15 protein-coding genes are annotated in these 16,843 nt (G+C 59.3%); 10 read left to right on the top strand and 5 right to left on the bottom strand.

Annotated elements, in window-relative coordinates; all coding sequences use genetic code 11:
- Positions 1–53: 53 nt before the first annotated feature.
- The 8 genes from G5168_RS09600 to G5168_RS09565 all read left to right on the top strand — a co-directional run bounded on the left by G5168_RS09600 (position 54) and on the right by G5168_RS09565 (position 10,414).
- On the top strand, positions 54–2,291 hold the full coding sequence (locus G5168_RS09600; RefSeq protein WP_227340827.1) for an ABC transporter permease subunit: 2,238 nt from the start codon (positions 54–56) through the stop codon (positions 2,289–2,291).
- A 32-nt stretch (positions 2,292–2,323) separates the two neighbouring features.
- On the top strand, positions 2,324–3,973 hold the full coding sequence (pstA, locus tag G5168_RS09595; RefSeq protein WP_042012620.1) for a phosphate ABC transporter permease PstA: 1,650 nt from the start codon (positions 2,324–2,326) through the stop codon (positions 3,971–3,973).
- A gap of 133 nt (positions 3,974–4,106) precedes the next feature.
- Positions 4,107–4,925: a phosphate ABC transporter ATP-binding protein PstB gene (pstB, locus tag G5168_RS09590; protein ID WP_005334102.1), complete on the top strand. Its 819-nt coding sequence runs from the start codon at positions 4,107–4,109 to the stop codon at positions 4,923–4,925.
- Between the two features lie 85 nt (positions 4,926–5,010).
- Positions 5,011–5,721 carry a phosphate signaling complex protein PhoU gene (phoU, locus tag G5168_RS09585; RefSeq protein ID WP_005334097.1) on the top strand — a complete coding sequence of 237 codons (711 nt, stop codon included), beginning with the start codon at positions 5,011–5,013 and terminating at the stop codon, positions 5,719–5,721.
- A 190-nt stretch (positions 5,722–5,911) separates the two neighbouring features.
- The gene (locus G5168_RS09580; protein ID WP_216954078.1) at positions 5,912–7,231 is read left to right on the top strand and encodes a hemolysin family protein; all 1,320 of its coding nucleotides are present in this window, start codon (positions 5,912–5,914) and stop codon (positions 7,229–7,231) included.
- Between the two features lie 19 nt (positions 7,232–7,250).
- On the top strand, positions 7,251–7,793 hold the full coding sequence (locus G5168_RS09575) for a hypothetical protein (RefSeq protein ID WP_069555291.1): 543 nt from the start codon (positions 7,251–7,253) through the stop codon (positions 7,791–7,793).
- 293 nt (positions 7,794–8,086) lie between these two features.
- Positions 8,087–8,989 (top strand): homocysteine S-methyltransferase family protein, encoded by a 903-nt coding sequence (locus G5168_RS09570; protein ID WP_421252137.1) that lies wholly within the window; start codon positions 8,087–8,089, stop codon positions 8,987–8,989.
- Between the two features lie 9 nt (positions 8,990–8,998).
- Positions 8,999–10,414, top strand: a complete 1,416-nt coding sequence (locus tag G5168_RS09565; RefSeq protein ID WP_421231565.1) for a basic amino acid/polyamine antiporter — start codon at positions 8,999–9,001, stop codon at positions 10,412–10,414.
- Between the two features lie 111 nt (positions 10,415–10,525).
- Here G5168_RS09565 and G5168_RS09560 read toward each other — a convergent pair whose 3' ends face one another.
- On the bottom strand, positions 10,526–11,365 hold the full coding sequence (locus G5168_RS09560) for a sterol desaturase family protein (protein WP_319889271.1): 840 nt from the start codon (positions 11,363–11,365) through the stop codon (positions 10,526–10,528).
- Between the two features lie 168 nt (positions 11,366–11,533).
- Here G5168_RS09560 and G5168_RS09555 point away from each other — a divergent pair, with 168 nt between their 5' ends.
- Positions 11,534–12,325: a substrate-binding periplasmic protein gene (locus tag G5168_RS09555; protein WP_005350714.1), complete on the top strand. Its 792-nt coding sequence runs from the start codon at positions 11,534–11,536 to the stop codon at positions 12,323–12,325.
- A gap of 107 nt (positions 12,326–12,432) precedes the next feature.
- On the opposite strand, the gene G5168_RS09550 is transcribed toward G5168_RS09555, so the two are convergent.
- From G5168_RS09550 to G5168_RS09535, 4 genes are all read right to left on the bottom strand, one after another.
- Entirely contained in the window at positions 12,433–13,176 is a 744-nt protein-coding gene (locus G5168_RS09550) for an amino acid ABC transporter ATP-binding protein (RefSeq protein ID WP_335851474.1), read from the bottom strand.
- Complete coding sequence (locus tag G5168_RS09545) at positions 13,160–13,282, bottom strand: hypothetical protein (protein WP_005350727.1); 123 nt, start codon at positions 13,280–13,282, stop codon at positions 13,160–13,162. Before G5168_RS09545 ends, G5168_RS09550 begins: the two co-directional genes overlap by 17 nt.
- The gene (locus G5168_RS09540; RefSeq protein ID WP_216977437.1) at positions 13,266–14,225 is read right to left on the bottom strand and encodes an amino acid ABC transporter permease; all 960 of its coding nucleotides are present in this window, start codon (positions 14,223–14,225) and stop codon (positions 13,266–13,268) included. Before G5168_RS09540 ends, G5168_RS09545 begins: the two co-directional genes overlap by 17 nt.
- 96 nt (positions 14,226–14,321) lie before the next feature.
- Positions 14,322–15,122, bottom strand: a complete 801-nt coding sequence (locus G5168_RS09535; RefSeq protein ID WP_421252136.1) for a transporter substrate-binding domain-containing protein — start codon at positions 15,120–15,122, stop codon at positions 14,322–14,324.
- Positions 15,123–15,642: 520 nt separating this feature from the next.
- On the opposite strand from G5168_RS09535, the gene G5168_RS09530 reads away from it, so the two are divergent.
- Positions 15,643–16,776, top strand: coding sequence for a GGDEF domain-containing protein (locus tag G5168_RS09530; protein ID WP_421173156.1), 1,134 nt, complete (start codon positions 15,643–15,645; stop codon positions 16,774–16,776).
- Positions 16,777–16,843: the final 67 nt, after the last annotated feature.

Raw genomic sequence — 16,843 nt, 5'->3', positions numbered from 1 at the left:
GTCATGCAACCGCCATATAATGCCGCCAAGCCTAGCTTACATTGAGGTCTTGCATGTCATCGGAATCGTTAAACCTGGTCATGGCGGGCAGTAGAAAACGCCGGATCAAGGATAAATTGGCCAAATATGGCGTCACCACAGGCGGAGCCCTGGTACTGGTGGCGCTGCTGCTTATCTTCTTTTATCTGCTCTATGTGGTGAAACCCATCTTCAATGGCGCCTCCATGGAGCCAACTGCCTCATTTACTCTGCCTGCAGCAGGGAAGACCGCCTGGCTCGGCGTGGAAGAGCAGAACGAGATCGGCTATCGCTTCAGCGATAAAGGACTGGTCAACTTCTTCGCGGTGCAGGGAGATGACAAGATCAAGGTCGGGCAATCCCTTGGTCATGCTGAGGTCACCGGTGATGTCACTGCGGTGGCGCCACCGTCCCCTGGTCAGAAGCTGATCGCCTACGGTTTCGCCGATGGCAAGGCGCAGGTCGTCCAGCCTGCGTTCAAGGTCTCCTATCCCAACGATGTGCGGGTGATCGAACCCAGTCTGCAATATCCCTTTGGCGAGGAGCCGGTAGTGGTCGATCCGCAGGGCAAAGCGCTCAGTGCCATGGTGTTTGAGGCCACCAAGGACAAGATGGCGACCGCCGCCGTGACCGAAGATGGTCGTGGCGTACTGATGGTGATGAGCGGTGAGGAGAACTTCCTCTCCGGCGAGATTGAGTGGAGCAGTGAGAACTACACCATTCCGTCCCTGCCGCGCCATGTGGATCAGATGCTTTTGACCCCCAATCTGCGGATCCTCTTTGTGCGGGAAGGCAATCGTCTCTCTGTCTATGACATTCATGACCTGAGCAATATATCCGTGCGCAACGTGCTGGAGATCAATGCGCCAGATGCCAACGTGACCCGGGTCGAGCTGCTCTCCGGTGCCTCCTCCCTGCTGGTGGGCAACGACAACGGCATCATCTCCCAGTGGTTTGAAGTGGCAAAAGATGGCAAACGCCAGTTCACTCAGATCCGTGACTTCAAGGGCGATGGCGCGGTGGATCTTCTGACCCCCGAGCACTATCGCAAAGCCTTCATCAGTGCCGACAAGGACGGCATCATCAGCTTCTTCCACGCCACTGGCGAGACCAAGCTGCTGACCGAGACGGTGGAAGGGGGTGAACTCTCTGCTCTGGCCATCTCCCCCCGTCACAACCTGTTGCTGATGCAGCAAGGGGAGACCTTCAAGCTTTTCTCGGTGGAGAACGATCACCCCGAGGTGACCTGGTCGGCCCTGTGGCAAAAGGTATGGTATGAAGGGTATCCGGAGCCCCAGTATGTGTGGCAATCCACCTCCGCCAGCAACGACTTTGAAGCCAAGCTGAGCCTGGTGCCACTGGTATTCGGTACGCTGAAAGCCTCTTTCTACGCCATGGTGTTTGCGGTGCCGCTCGGTGTCGCCGGTGCTATCTATACCGCCTACTTCATGTCGGCGGGGCTGCGCAAATACGTCAAACCGACGGTGGAGATCATGGCGGCGTTGCCGACCGTTATCCTGGGCTTCCTGGCGGGTCTGTGGCTGGCGCCCATCATAGAGGGGGCGCTGCCCGGGGTGATCCTGCTGTTGATCCTGCTGCCGATGGGGATGCTGTTGACCGCACTGGTCTGGAACTACCTGCCGGAGCGTGGCAAGTCCTGGCTGCCGGAGGGATGGCACGCCATCCTGCTTATTCCAGTGCTGCTGCTGATTGGCTGGGGGGCCTTCGCCCTGAGCCCGCTCATCGAGAATGCCTTTATGCACGGTGATTCGCGCATCTGGCTGACCCACGAAATGGGTATCAAGTTTGACCAGCGCAATTCGCTGGTGGTCGGTATCGCCATGGGCTTTGCGGTCATCCCCACCATCTTCTCCATCGCCGAAGATGCGGTCTTCTCGGTGCCCAAGCACCTGACCCAGGGCTCGCTGGCGTTGGGGGCTACCCCGTGGCAGACCCTGAGCCGAGTGGTGATCCTCACTGCCAGCCCGGGCATCTTCTCGGCGGTGATGATGGGCCTTGGCCGTGCCGTGGGCGAAACCATGATCGTACTGATGGCTACCGGCAACACCCCCATCATGGACTTCTCCATGTTCCAGGGGCTGCGTACTCTGGCCGCCAACATTGCGGTGGAGATGCCGGAGTCGGAAGTGGGCAGCTCCCACTATCGGGTATTGTTCCTCGCGGCCTTCGTCCTGTTTGTGTTCACCTTTATGTTCAACACCCTGGCCGAGTTTGTCCGTCAGCGGTTGCGTGAAAAATACAGCTCGATGTAAGGGGCGGCTCTGTAATGGACAAGGAATCGACAATGGGTAAGTGGTTTAAATCAGGGGCCCCCTGGATCTGGATGACCGGCGGAGCCGTCAGCCTGAGTCTGGTGGCGGTACTGGGTCTGCTGCTGCTGATCGGATGGCGTGGTCTGGTCTACTTCTGGCCGCACCCCATCTATGAGTGGCAGCTGGAGGACGCCAGCGGCAACAAGAGCGTGCTGATCGGCGAGATCAACGATCGCGAGCTGGTGCCGGTGGAGCGACTGCGCGCCGCAGGTCTGCCGCTGGAGGGGGAAGAGCGCGAGCTGCTGACCCGCTATCTGGTCAAGACCGGCAACCGTGAGTTCGTCGACCTCGATTTTCGCTGGGTATTGGAGACGGACATCAAGTCCCAGAGCCAGCCAGCCGAGCTGGCCATGGTTGAGCGTGCCACCAACGGTAACTTCTACGGTTATATCGTCGGGGTAAAAGAGGATGGCCGCGAGCTGACTTCGGATCTGCATCCTGCCCTGCAGCGGGTGCTGGCGAGAGCCAATGCCCTCTCCGAACAGGCCAACGATCTGCAAAAAGGGGACATCGGCAGCATCAACTATCAGCTGGAGCGGCTGCGCCTGAAAGAGCGCAAGGCCGAGCTGGAAGAGAAGCTGACCGATCAGCTGAAAGCTCAGCTGGAGCGTGAACGTCAGGCCCTTAACGATCGTTATCAGGTGCTGGAAAAAGAGCTCTTCTCACTGCGCAGTCAGGCTGACCGGGACAGCATCACCGTCAAGGATATGCGTGGCGAGCTGGTGACCATGCCCATGTCCAGGGTACTGGATGTGGTATGGCCCAACGACATGAGCCTGCTGGCCAAGGTGGGTCACTGGTTCCACCAGATCGGCAAGTTTGTATCCGACGATCCCCGTGAGGCGAACACCGAGGGCGGCGTCTTCCCGGCCATCTTCGGCACCGTCTTCATGGTGTTCCTGATGGCGATCATCGTGACCCCGCTCGGCGTGGTGGCGGCGGTCTACCTGCACGAGTACGCAGGCAAGAACAGCCTGACCAAGATCATCCGCATCGCGGTGATCAATCTGGCGGGCGTGCCCTCCATCGTCTACGGCGTGTTTGGTCTGGGCTTCTTCGTCTACACGCTCGGTGGCTCGCTGGATCAGCTGTTCTACCCGGAAGCGCTGCCGAGCCCGACCTTTGGTTCACCTGGCGTGATCTGGTCGGCGCTGACCCTGGCCATCCTGACCCTGCCGGTGGTGATCGTCTCCACCGAAGAGGGGCTGGCGCGGATCCCGAGCACCATCCGTCAGGGCTCGTTGGCACTGGGCGCCACCCAGGCCGAGACCCTGTGGCGCATCGTGCTGCCGATGGCGAGCCCGGCCATCATGACCGGCCTTATTCTGGCGATCGCCCGTGCAGCCGGTGAAGTGGCGCCGCTGATGCTGGTGGGGGTGGTGAAACTGGCACCGACTCTGCCGATGGATGGCAACTTCCCGTATCTGCATGTGGAGCGCAAGTTCATGCACCTGGGCTTCCACATCTATGACGTCGGCTTCCAGAGCCCCAACGTCGAGGCGGCCCGCCCGCTGGTCTACGCCACCTCCTTCCTGCTGGTGACGGTGATCGTGGGTCTGAACCTGACCGCTATCGGTATTCGTAACCACTTGCGCGAGAAATTCCGGTCGCTGGAGCATTAATCCGGCGCCGCATGAGTGATACAAGAGTGAGATAACAGAGGGGCGGCCGAGCGCGAGCCGCCATCTCTCTGCACCAATACGTGGGGGGCGCCGGCAGCAGTCCGGCCACTCCAGATAGATTTTGAGGTAACAGATGATCAACGTAACGACCACGTCTACCCAGCACACCGCGCTGGACCTGCTCAACCTGACCCCGGAGCAGACCGCGCTGGAGGTGAAGGATCTCAACCTGTACTACGGCAGCAAGCAGGCGCTGTTCAACGTCAACATGAAGATCCCCAAAGGGCAGGTAACCGCCTTCATCGGCCCGTCAGGCTGTGGCAAATCGACCCTGCTGCGCTGCATCAACCGGATGAACGATCTGGTGGAGATCTGCCGCATCGAGGGGGAAATCCAACTGCACGGCCACAACATCTATGACAAGAGCGTTGATGTTTCCGCCCTGCGCCGTCAGGTGGGCATGGTGTTCCAGCGCCCGAACCCGTTCCCCAAGTCCATCTACGAGAACGTGGTCTATGGTCTGCGCCTGCAGGGGATCAACGATCGTCGCACTCTGGATGAAGCTGCCGAGCGCTCCCTGCGCGGTGCGGCCCTGTGGGACGAGGTGAAGGATCGTCTGCACGACAACGCCTTCGGTCTCTCCGGTGGTCAGCAGCAGCGTCTGGTGATTGCCCGTGCCATTGCCATCGAGCCGGAAGTGTTGCTGCTCGATGAACCGACCTCGGCGCTCGACCCCATCTCCACCCTCACCATCGAGGAGCTGATCAACGAGCTCAAGAGCCAGTTCACCGTGGTGATCGTGACCCACAACATGCAACAGGCTGCGCGCGTGTCGGATCAGACCGCCTTCATGTATATGGGCGAGCTTATCGAGTACTCGGATACCAACACCATTTTCACCACCCCGGCCAAGAAAAAGACCGAAGATTACATTACCGGTCGTTACGGCTAAGGAGAGGAGAGGATGAATCTCAGCAAACAGATTGGCAGTCGGTTCAACGGCTAAGGCATAATCGGAGCAATCAAGGATTATTTGTATGGACAATATGAACCTCAATAAACACATCTCCGGTCAATTCAATGCCGAGCTAGAGAGCGTGCGCAACCAGGTGCTGGTGATGGGCGGTCTGGTAGAGCAGCAGCTCACCGACGCCATTGCGGCGATCCACGATCAGGATCTCGATGCGGCGCGCAAGATCGTGGCCAACGACCACAAGGTCAACGCGATGGAAGTGGCGATCGACGAGGAGTGCACCCGCATCATCGCCAAGCGTCAGCCGACAGCCTCCGACCTGCGACTGGTGATGGCCATCATCAAGACCATCACCGATCTGGAGCGCATTGGCGACGTGGCCGACAAGATCGCCCGCATGCTGACCGACAACGCCAACAAGCCGCAGCCGCCGCTGGTGTCGCTGGAGAACATGGGCCGTCGTACCATCAAGATGCTGCACGATGTGCTCGACGCTTTCGCCCGCATGGATCTGGATGCGGCGCTGGCGGTCTACAAGGAAGATGACAAGGTAGACCGCGAGTACGAGTCCATCATCCGCGAGCTGATGACCTATATGATGGAAGATCCCCGCACCATCCCCCAGGTGCTCAACGTCCTGTGGGCGGCGCGTGCCATCGAGCGGGTCGGCGATCGCTGCCAGCACATCTGCGAGTACATCGTCTACTACGTGAAAGGCAAGGATGTACGCCACACCAAGGCGGACGATCTGGGCACCTTGCTGGGCAAGGGCTAACCGGAAGTGAATAAAAAGGCGCGTGAAGCGCCTTTTTTGTTGCATAACTGGTCGGAGTAAGATAAAGCCCCCAACTGGCTGTTTTCTGATAGAATACTCCCCCTGTGTGAGTCCCGGATGGGCTCACGGTCCGGTCTCCCGGGCCCAGTTTGCCGTCTTGTGCTAAGGCGGGTGTAGCAATAGGTTAATCATGAGTTTTGCCGATAGTTTGTTCTTTTTAATGCTGCTGGTTGGCGGCAGTGTGTTCTTCTCCCTCTCCGAGATCTCTCTCGCCGCGTCTCGCAAAATCAAATTGCAGGTGATGGCGGATGAAGGTAATCGCCAGGCCGAAAAGGTGCTGGCCCTGCAGGCCCAGCCGGGCAACTTTTTCACCGTGGTGCAGATTGGCCTCAATACCGTCGCCATTCTGGGTGGTATCCTGGGTGAGTCTGCCCTCAACCCCGCCATCAAGGGGATTGTCTCCCAGTTCTACCAGGGACCCTGGCTTGGCGAGATCAGCTCTGGTGCGTCCTTCGTGTTCGTCACCGGTATGTTTATCCTGATCGCCGATCTGATGCCCAAGCGTCTGGCCATGATCATGCCCGAGCAGATTGCCGTGGTGGTGGTGCGCCCCATGCTCTTCTTCGTCACCCTGCTGATGCCGCTGGTATGGATTTTCAATGGTCTGGCCAATACCCTGTTTCGCCTGATGCGCATTTCTACAGAGCGCAACGACGAGATCACCTCCGATGATATCTATGCGGTAATGGATGCCGGTGCCGAGGCTGGAGTTATCCAGCGCGAGGAGCATCAACTCATCGAGAACGTGTTCGAACTGCAGTCACTCTGCGTCACCTCCGCCATGACGGCTCGCGAGAGCCTCATCTACTTCACCCTGCAAGAGGATGAAGAGGACATCAAGGCGAAGATCGCCGAACACCCCCACAACAAGTTTCTGGTCTGTGACCACAACCTCGACAGCATCAAGGGCTTTGTCGATGCCAAGGAGCTGCTGATCCGCGTCATCAGCGGCCAGAGCATCGATCTCAACAGCGGCTCGCTGGTACAAAACGTCATCATCATTCCCGATACCCTGAACCTCTATGAGGCGATGGAGTACTTCAAAAATCATCGTGGCGACTTTGCCGTGGTGATGAACGAGTACGCGCTGGTGGTTGGGATCGTCACCATGAACGACCTGATGAGCACCGTCATGGGCGAGTGGGCGACCCACGTGGTGGAAGAGCAGATCGTCCAGCGGGACGAGAACTCCTGGCTGGTGGACGGGGTGACCCCGATCTCAGACGTGATGCGCGCCTTCGATATAGAAGAGTTTCCGGACGATCAGAACTACGAGACCATCGCCGGTTTCATCATGTATATGCTGCGCAAGATCCCCAAGCGCACTGACTCGGTCAAATATGCCGGTTACAAGTTCGAAGTGGTGGATATCGACAGTTACAAGATCGATCAGCTGCTGGTTACCCGGGTCGAGCCGGTGGTGGCCGAGAAGCCAGCTCAGGAATCGTAAAAGGAGCGACATAAAAGTCATGAAGATGCAGTCTCATTCCCGTGCGCTGGCCTGTGTCGCGCTCGCCCTGGCACTGGGTGCCTGTAGCCAGAGCGCGCCGCGCAAAGCCACAGTGGCAGCCAAGCCGGTTGCCCCCAAGCCCGCGGTGGTCGTGCCGCAGCCGGATCCCGATGCGGTGGTGCAAAGCGGCATGGCCGAGCCGAGCCCGGTCTTTGATGAGCAGTACCATGGCCCGGATCAGGGGTCGCTGGAGTCGGTGACCGCCCTGTTTGCCCGTGGCTACATCGAGTCGGCTATGCGCGAGACCATGCTGGCGGCGGTGCACAACGACTATCCGCTGCTCGGCATGCGGGATGTGCGGTTGACCGATCCGGTCTCCAAATTCCTCACCTCCGAGCATGCGGCCACCACGGCCCATGACTACCTATATGCAGGCGTACAGCGTCGCCTCGGTCGTCCGCTCAGCCCTGCCCAGTGGGAGCAGATCTGGCGCGGTTTGCCGCAGCAGGGTCGGGTCTCCGACTGGGTCAAACAGATTAAGCGAGTGCTGGCCGGGCGTTAAGTCGCCAGCGGATCAAGATAGTGATGAGGCCACCTTTGGGTGGCCTCTTGCATTTCTGCGTTTGCCTCGCCGTTTGCACGCTGATTTCTGCTGATACTGATTGCCGCCCGTGGCACTTTGTTTTATCTTACTTTGGCCATCTAAACATCTATATGTTTAGATGGCTGCATAATAAAAGGGCTTCCCAGGATGAAGCGGGACGATCTGCAGCGATTCGATGCGAAACCGCAGATCAACAAAACAAACAGATAAATACGCAAATAAACAACGCACATAACTAAGAGACACGACAGATGGAAACCAGGGAATTGTGGGTGCTGGATGGGGGTATGGGGCGCGAGCTGGCACGGCGGGGTGCACCGTTTCGTCAGCCGGAGTGGTCGGCGCTGGCCCTGATGGAGGCGCCAGAGACGGTGCGCGACGTGCATCAGGCCTATGTGGCGAGCGGAGCCCGGGTCATTACTACCAATAGCTATGCGCTGGTGCCGTTTCATATCGGCGATGAGCGTTTCTTTGCCGACGGGGAGGGGCTGGCAGCGCTGGCCGGACAACTGGCCCGTGAGGTGGCTGACGCGCAGAAGGGTGCCGTGCAGGTGGCGGGCTCTCTGCCGCCGCTGTTTGGCTCCTACCGTGCCGACCTGTTCAAGGCGGACAAGGTGAGCGAGCTGGCGACGCCGCTTATCCGCGCGCTATCCCCTTATGTGGATATCTGGTTGGCCGAGACCATGAGCCTGATTGCCGAGCCACTGGCCCTGAAAGCGCTGCTGCCTGACGATGGCAAGCCGTTCTGGGCCTCCTTCACGCTGGAAGATGAGGCGCCGGGCAACGAGCCGCGACTGCGTTCCGGCGAGCGGGTGGCTGATGCGGTTACCGCACTGGTGGCGGCCGGAGTCGATGCCATCCTGTTCAATTGCTGTCAGCCCGAGGTGATCGAGGGGGCCCTCGAGGTTGCTCGCGCCCGATTGCAGGCGCTGGGCCGCGCTGACATTCGCCTCGGTGCCTATGCCAACGCCTTCCCGCCGCAACCCAAGGAGGCCACCGCCAACGACGGGCTGGACGAGATCCGCGCCGATCTGGGGCCGCTGGATTATCTCGGCTGGGCCGAGCGCTGGCGTGCGGCCGGGGTGAATTTGATCGGCGGTTGCTGCGGTATCGGCCCCGAGCATATTCAGGCGCTGAGCAGCCGGCTGCGCTAAGGAGTCCCCATGAAAGAGAACAAGATTGGGCTCTGGTCTCTCACCGCGCTGGTGTTCAGCTCCATGGTGGGGGCGGGGATTTTTAGCCTGCCCCAGAACATGGCCGAGGTGGCTGGCGCCCGCGCCGTGCTGATCGGCTGGGGCGTGACGGGTGTGGGCATCCTGGCGCTCGCCATGAGTTTTCTCTATCTGTCGCGGTTAAGGCCCGATCTCGACGGCGGCATCTACAGCTACGCCCGCGCCGGTTTTGGCGATCTGGTGGGCTTCTTCTCCGCCTGGGGGTACTGGCTCTGCGCCACCATCGGCGTGGTGGGTTATCTGGTGATCGCCTTTGCGGCGCTGGGCAGCTTCGTCGATACCCCGGAGCAGGTCTGGTTTGGTGAGGGAAACACGCTGGCAGCGTTTGTCGGCGAGTCCTGCATCCTCTGGGCTGTGCACCTGCTGGTGGCCCGCGGCGTGCAGCAGGCGGCGCTATTCAATCTGGTGGCGACCCTGGCCAAGAGCCTGCCGCTGCTGCTGTTTATCCTGTTTGCCTGCTACTGGTTCGATCCGGTCACTTTCGCGGCGGATCAGCAGGGCAGTAGCCTGGCGGTACCGGTCTCCGAGCAGGTGCGCAACACCATGCTCATCACCCTCTGGGTCTTCACCGGTATCGAGGGGGCTGCGGTGCTGTCGGCTAGGGCGAGAAACAAGCGGGATGTGGGTACCGCCACTGTGCTTGGTGTGGTGCTGGCGCTGCTGCTCTATGTGCTTATCTCGGTGCTGGCGCTCGGAATATTGAGTCGGCCCGAGCTGGCAGCGCTACCCAACCCCTCCATGGCAGGGCTGATGGCCCAGATGACCGGCTCCTGGGGCAAGCTGCTCATCAGCGTCGGCCTTATCGTCTCGGTGCTTGCCTCCTACGTGAGCTGGACCCTCTTCTCGGCGGAGGTACCGTTCAGCGCGGCCCGACACGGTGCGTTTCCCGCCATCTTCCGGCGCCAGAACCGCAATGGGACGCCTATCGCATCGCTCTGGCTCACCAGCCTGACGGTGCAGACTTGCCTGCTGCTGGTATGGCTGCTCGGCAAGGGCTACACCAGTCTGCTGCTTATATCGACCTCGATGATTTTGGTGCCTTACCTGCTGATCGGTTTGTTTCTGCTCAAGCTCTCGTTCAGCAGGATGGGTGAGAGCGTGCAAGGCCGGGGCCTGATGCGGGCGGTGGCGCTGGTGTCGAGCGGTTACGGCTTCTGGCTGCTCTATGCCGCCGGGGTGGAGTATCTGCTGCTGTCGTTGTTGCTCTACGGGCCGGGTCTGCTGCTGTTTCTCTACAGCCGCCGTCAGCTAGGAGCGGATCTGCGCCTGAGCGGCCGCGAGCGATGGCTGGCCGGAGTGACCTTGCTGAGCCTGATCCCCGCCGTCTGGTCGTTCGCCCATCTCTGATATCGAAGAGGTGACTGAGCATAAAAGAGAGCGCCACAGTGGCGCTCTCTTGTTATCAGGGACTGGTTATCAGGGGCTTGCTATCCGGGAGTTGCTATTCGATGCGAAGGCTCAGCGGCTGGCTGGTCCGGCCGGTTTGCCAAACAGCACTGCGAGCTTTTGTCGCCAGGGTAGGCCACGGGCGTCACGCAGCATGTCGCGCCACTCATGGAAGGTGAGAGTGAGGGGGTTGAAGCTGTGGATAGGCTTGGTGATGCCGAAGCGGCACGGCTCGGCCGGGTCTTCTTCCACAAAGGTGCCAAACAGACGATCCCAGATGATCAGCACCCCGGCGAAGTTGCGGTCTATGTATTTGGCGTTGCTGGCGTGGTGCACCCTGTGGTGGGAGGGGGTGTTGAAGATCCACTCAAGCCAGCCGAGCTTGCCCACCACCTGGGTGTGGACGAAAAACTGGAAGCCCAGGCTCAGCAGCACGGTGGCGACCACCGCCTCGGGCGGGAAGCCGATGACAATCATCGGGATCCAGAACAGCCACATGCCGGAGATGGGGTACATCAGGCTCTGGCGAAAGGCGGTGGAGAGGTTGAGCCGCTCCGAGCTGTGGTGCACCACGTGGGAGGCCCACAGCCAGCGCACATGATGGCTGGTGAAGTGGAACAGCCAGTAACAGAGATCCTGCAACAGGAACAGCAGTAGCACACTCCAGAGATTCAGCTCGATATCGAACAGTCGCCAGCCCCAGAGGGTGTCATACAGATAAGCAATGGCGATGGCCGCCAGCGCATCGCCCCCCTGATGCATCAGGGCCAGGGCGGCGTTGGCGAACAGATCCCGCCACTGGTAGGTAGCGGTGGGAAAGGCCGCGCCATGTTTGCGCAGGTAGAGCATCTCCCAGCCGATAAAGGCCAGAAAAACCGGTGAGAGGTAGAGCAGAAGCAGTTGCACATCCATATGCGGCCATCCATTCAGAGCAATTGCTCTCCAGCATAAAGGATGGTTTTAATATTTCATTAACATTTTTCAGCCAACGAAGAGATGGCATGAAATATGGCTCGGCAGCAGAGGAAGGCGCAGTGGATGGCTATGCTTGATGCAGGCTTTTTCAGGAGGTGCTGGCTTATGCGCGTCTGGTGTTGCTTGTTGCTGGGGTTGTGCATGATGGCGCACGCCAAGACCCGGGTCGAGATCTTGGCTGATGCCGCCTATCCCCCCTACTCCTGGCAGGAAGGGGAGGAGGTCAGGGGGATCTATGCCGACATCATCCGTGAGGTGACCTCTGCCATGCCTGACTATGAGGTGGTGCTCAAGCCCATGCCGTGGCGGCGCGGTCTGAGCATGGTGGAGCAGGGGGCCGCCTTCGCTATTTTTCCACCTTACTACATGCCCGATACCCGCCCTTATATGTGGCCCTACTCCCAGCCGATGCTGGATGAAGAGCTGGTGGTGATGTGCGGCGCCAGTGTGGCGGCCAATACCCCGCAGGCTAGGTTTCCGCTCGACTATCACGGTTTGCGTTTTGGCATGAACGCCGGTTTTGCCGTCGGCGGCGATGCCTTCTGGCAGGCGGTAAAAGAGAAGCAGATCGACGTGGAGGAGGTGAAAAGCAATCGGGAGAACCTGCTCAAGATTGTCCGCGGCCGGGTCGATTGCACCATCAATGATCGCCTCTCCCTGCTCTATGAGTTACTCAACATGATAAAGGCCGATCAGCTGGCGGTGGCCGATATGTCCCTGCTCAAACAGGGGCCGGTGCTCAGCAAGGAGCAGGGGTTTCTCGGCTATAGCCGCAAGGGGGAGTACCCCTACAAACAGGCCTTTATCGACCAGTTTGACAAGGAGCTCTATCAGCTCAAAAAACGTGACGGGGTGAAAGTGATCGTGGAGCGCTATCTGGGAAAGTCCCCGCGCTGAGCCGATGAGAGGGGCACTCGGGTTCAGCTGGGTTAAGCCTTCTCAGCGTGACACACAAGAAGAGGGACCTTGCGGTCCCTCTTCGTTTATCCAGCAGAGCATGTTGGCTACAGCACCTGACTGAGGAACTGGCGCAGGCGTGGGGAGGGGGGATTGTCGAAGAAGTCGGCCGGTTTTTCATCTACCAGCAGTTCGCCACTCTCCATAAAGAGCACCCGATCCGCTACCTCGCGGGCAAAGCCCATCTCGTGGGTCACCACCACCATGGTCATTCCTTCGCGGGCCAGCCCCTTCATCACATCCAGCACTTCCCCCACCATTTCGGGGTCGAGCGCACTGGTGGGCTCGTCAAACAGCATGATGCGTGGCTGCATGGCGAGCGCCCGGGCGATGGCCACCCGCTGTTGCTGACCGCCGGAGAGTTGGGAGGGATAGCTGGCCGCTTTCACCGACAGCCCCACTTTCAGCAGCAGCGCCTTGGCTCTGTCTTCGGCCTCACGGCGCGACAGGCCACGCACCTTCTGCGGGGCGAGGCAGATATTATCCAGCACCGTCAGGTGGGGAAAGAGGTTGAAGGACTGAAACACCATGCCCACCTCTTCCCGCAGCTTGTTGACATCGCCCGGCTCGGTCAGGCAGATGCCGTCGACTACTATGTTGCCGTCGTTGATGGTCTCCAGCTGGTTGAGGGTGCGCAGGAAGGTGGACTTGCCCGAGCCACTGGGGCCGACGATCACCACCACTTCCCCTTCGGCCACCTGGGTGCTGACCTTTTTCAGGGCGTGCACTTCGCAGCCGTAGAACTTCTCTACGCCGGTCGCTTTGATGATGGGATCAGTTGCTGCGCGCATATTTCACCTCCAGAAAACGAACCGGGAAGGCGAAGAGGGTGTCGGTGATGGCTGCACTTCTCGACGCCTGTTGCACCTTGATGATGGGATCAGTTGCTGCGTGCATATTTCACCTCGAGACGGCGTACCAGAAAAGAGAGGGTGCCGGTGAGCACCAGATAGAGCAGGGCCACGGTGAACCATACCTCGAACGGGCTGAAGGTGGAGCTCACCACCTCGCGCCCCGCCTTGGTCAGATCGGTGATGGAGATGACCGAGACCAGCGAGGAGTCCTTGATCAGGTTGATGAACTGGCCCGCCAGCGGTGGCAGTACCCGCTTGAACGCCTGCGGCAGAATGACATAGCGCATGGTCTGGGCGGAGGTCATACCCAGGCTGCGGCCCGCCTCCATCTGCCCCTTGTGGATGGAGCTGATACCGGCGCGGACGATCTCCGCCACATAGGCGCCGGTAAAGACCGCCAGTGCCGCGACCCCGGCGGTGAAGCGGTCGAGGTTCAGCACGGTGCCGATAAAGAAGTAGACGATGAAGATCTGCACCAGCAGCGGCGTGCCGCGGATGAGCTCAACGTAGGTGACCGCCAGATTGCGCAGGGCGGGATTGGGGGAGAGGCGCGCCAGCCCGGCCAGGGTGCCGAGCAGGATGGCGAAGATGCCTGCTACCAGCGAGAGCTTGACGGTGACCCAGACGCCCCAGGCGATGGGGCCTGCGGTCCAGCTCAGTTGGGTGTCGAGGGTATCGCCACGAAAAACGGTATCCCCTTCGGCGACTTGTACGCCAGTGCTGGCGATGGCTTGCCGCACATTGGGGTCGAGATCGTCTTGCAGGAACAGCTTGCCCTTCTCGGCCTCGCTGGTGCCCGCTATCACGGTGCCGTCAAATTCGGCCAGATTCTTCTGCTCCGCCTGATAGGCGATGTATTGGGGAATGCGTTCCCAGCGCCAGGTGTAATCCACTGACTGGACAGCCTTGTAGATGCCGAATACGGCAACCAGCAGCATCAGCAGGAAAACCCCATGCCAGAGCAGCTGATTGGGCTGTTTTTCCATCTGTCTTGTCGGTTTGGGTGTGTGCACAGTCACAACCTCTTCTCGTTATTGTGTGGGGTGTTGCGAGAGGGGGCGGCAAGGCGCCCCCTTTTGAGGTTATTTGAGCTGGTTCAGCCAGGCGTTGGATTCGAACCACTTCTTGTAGAGACGGTCGTAGCTGCCATCGCCCTTGATCTGGCGCAGGTAGTTGTTGAACCAGTTGAGGGTGTCCTGATCCCCTTTGCGGATGGCCCAGGCCAGCGGCTCGAAGGTGAACGGCTTGTCGAGGTGCACCACGGCGCCCTGATTCTGGGAGGCGAAAATAGCGTTGTAGGGCAGGTCATAGACGAACGCATCGACCTTGCCGTTGATCACTTCCAGCTTGGCGTCATCCTGGGTTTCAAACTGCAGCAGGGTGGCTTTGGGGATCAGGCGCTTGACTGCCTGCTCGCCGGTGGTGCCGAGCTTGACCGCGATCTTGTATTTCGGGTCGTTGAGGTCGCTGAAGGATTTGATTTCGCCCGCCTTCTCTTTGCGCAGGACTATGGTCTGGCCGACCACGATGTAGGGATCGGCAAAGTTGACCCGCAGGTTGCGCTGGGGAGTGACGGTCATGCCGCCCATGATGACGTCGAACTTGTTGGTCAGCAGCGCCGGAATGATGCCATCCCAGGCGGTGTTGACGAACTCGGCCTTCACGCCCATCTCTTTGGCGACCATCTTGGCGAGATCCACATCAAAGCCGATGTATTGGCCCTGCTTGTTGGTCATCTCGAAGGGTTGATAGCCGGCATCAAAGCCGACTCGCAGCACGCCGCGTTCGAGCACGGCATCCAGGGTGGAGGTAGGGGCTGGGGTCGGGGCCGCCGTGGCGATCCCGCAAAACAGCAGGGTAGAAAGAATCAGTTTTTTGATCATAAGTGACGTCTCTGTCGGTGGTGTGTTCGGCCTTGAACCTGATCCCGTGCGACTCCGTGGCACAAGAGACTGCTGCATCCGGCAACAGGCAAGACAGGATGAATGTCTTGAGCGGGACAAAAGCCCCATATGAGATGCTATGAATAGTGGTTGAGTGAAAAATGTACCAAAAACAGATTGTGTCAGAAGACTCAACAGGTTAGAGACATTTATTGCTCATGGCTTCATTCATAAAATCACACGAAAACAACATATCTATCTAATTGAGTGGGTTCAAGCCCAAATTATCCCCAAGACATTTTGTTACAAAGCCAGGGCGCCGCTTGCGGCTCTTATTGTGCTATCGGGCTCCGTAAGAGGCTTTTTATGGGGCTGATACGAATACGCATTGGTGGGATATCACGCTCATTGCGCTGTTTGTCAGCAAACGAACGGGCTTTATTATGAAAACCATCAAGTCCCACTGGGTCTTGGCAAACGCTTCTCATATACTCAGTTACCCTCTCTGCATGGCTTTGGTATGGACGCCTCACTACTGCTTAAGCTGGATATTTTTACCTTGATGATCATGGCCTTGTGTGGCTATTGTCTCGGTTTCCTGACTCTTACCATCATTCGTGTTACCCACAACGATATTCCCGGTGTCGGGGTCTGGTGGTGGTCCAGTCTGTTTGCCATGCTGGGTCAGGCTGGATTTGCCAGCTTGCTGCTGACCCCCACCCCCTATGGCTCCTGGGTTGGCAATGTCTTCCTGATTTTTCATGTGTCGCTGCTGCTGGTTGCCCAGCGCTGTTTCTTCCGGCAATCGCCAGGCTGGCCTGCCTGCTGGGGATTCATCCTGCTGTTTGCCGCCATCATGACCTGGTCGGTCGCCATCGATGGCCGGATTGCTGTGCGGGTGATGATCAGCAGCGCCACCTTCCTCATGCTCAGTACGCTCATCATCTGGCAGCTCTGGCGTCACGGCCGACCCGATTATCAGGTGGCGGTCTGGGTGCTGATTGGCCTCAATCTGGTGCTGATTGCCATGACATTGATGCGGATGTTTACCGTGTGGGGCGAGGTGATCGAAAGCCCGTTCCAGCGTCAGTTGTTCAACGTGTTGCCCTATGTCTCCATGCTGGTGGGTAGCTCCATGCTTACCTTCGGGGTGCTGCTGCTCTGCAACCAGCACCGGGCGCTGGAGCTGCGCTATCAGGCCAGTCATGACCCGCTGACCGGCTTGTTCAATCGCCGTGGTTTTATGGAGCGTCTGGCCCGGGGACGCCCTGCACAACAGGGGGCGTTGGTGGTGCTCGATCTGGATGACTTCAAGCAGATCAACGATCGGCATGGTCATGAGGTGGGTGATCGGGTGCTGGAGCGGGTCGGGTTGGCACTGCGCGAGCTGGAGGGGGTATTGGCGGGCCGCTTTGGGGGTGAGGAGTTTGTGCTGCTGTTTCGCCATGTCGCCGCAGAGGAGGCCATCGCCCGTTGCCAGTCACTGCTGGTTCAGCTTGCGGCCAGCGAGGTGGAGGGGATTCATATCACCGTCAGCATGGGTATTGCTTACTGGCAGGGGGAGTGGCACTTTGACAGCCTGTTCAGCCGTGCGGATGACGCTCTCTATCGGGCCAAGCGGGAAGGAAAGAACCGGGTCTGTCAGGCTGCCTGATGCAGGAATAGGTTCAGGAATAAAATCAGGGCGCGGTGATCCGCGCCCTGATTGTTTCTGTTTGCCG

Source organism: Aeromonas sp. 600724, from assembly GCF_049175135.1.
GTDB lineage: Bacteria > Pseudomonadota > Gammaproteobacteria > Enterobacterales > Aeromonadaceae > Aeromonas > Aeromonas veronii_A.
Note: the sequence above shows the minus strand (reverse complement) of the source record. Positions and strands in the feature narration are given on the sequence as shown.

Bases quoted from the DNA above. Each gene is read 5' to 3' on its own strand.
- G5168_RS09600 (WP_227340827.1), top strand. From the start codon at position 54: ATGTCATCGGAATCGTTAAACCTGGTCATGGCGGGCAGTAGAAAACGC.
- pstA (WP_042012620.1), top strand. From the start codon at position 2,324: ATGGGTAAGTGGTTTAAATCAGGGGCCCCCTGGATCTGGATGACCGGC.
- pstB (WP_005334102.1), top strand. From the start codon at position 4,107: ATGATCAACGTAACGACCACGTCTACCCAGCACACCGCGCTGGACCTG.
- phoU (WP_005334097.1), top strand. From the start codon at position 5,011: ATGGACAATATGAACCTCAATAAACACATCTCCGGTCAATTCAATGCC.
- G5168_RS09580 (WP_216954078.1), top strand. From the start codon at position 5,912: ATGAGTTTTGCCGATAGTTTGTTCTTTTTAATGCTGCTGGTTGGCGGC.
- G5168_RS09575 (WP_069555291.1), top strand. From the start codon at position 7,251: ATGAAGATGCAGTCTCATTCCCGTGCGCTGGCCTGTGTCGCGCTCGCC.
- G5168_RS09570 (WP_421252137.1), top strand. From the start codon at position 8,087: ATGGAAACCAGGGAATTGTGGGTGCTGGATGGGGGTATGGGGCGCGAG.
- G5168_RS09565 (WP_421231565.1), top strand. From the start codon at position 8,999: ATGAAAGAGAACAAGATTGGGCTCTGGTCTCTCACCGCGCTGGTGTTC.
- G5168_RS09560 (WP_319889271.1), bottom strand. From the start codon at position 11,365: ATGGATGTGCAACTGCTTCTGCTCTACCTCTCACCGGTTTTTCTGGCC.
- G5168_RS09555 (WP_005350714.1), top strand. From the start codon at position 11,534: ATGCGCGTCTGGTGTTGCTTGTTGCTGGGGTTGTGCATGATGGCGCAC.
- G5168_RS09550 (WP_335851474.1), bottom strand. From the start codon at position 13,176: ATGCGCGCAGCAACTGATCCCATCATCAAAGCGACCGGCGTAGAGAAG.
- G5168_RS09545 (WP_005350727.1), bottom strand. From the start codon at position 13,282: ATGCACGCAGCAACTGATCCCATCATCAAGGTGCAACAGGCGTCGAGA.
- G5168_RS09540 (WP_216977437.1), bottom strand. From the start codon at position 14,225: ATGGAAAAACAGCCCAATCAGCTGCTCTGGCATGGGGTTTTCCTGCTG.
- G5168_RS09535 (WP_421252136.1), bottom strand. From the start codon at position 15,122: ATGATCAAAAAACTGATTCTTTCTACCCTGCTGTTTTGCGGGATCGCC.
- G5168_RS09530 (WP_421173156.1), top strand. From the start codon at position 15,643: ATGGACGCCTCACTACTGCTTAAGCTGGATATTTTTACCTTGATGATC.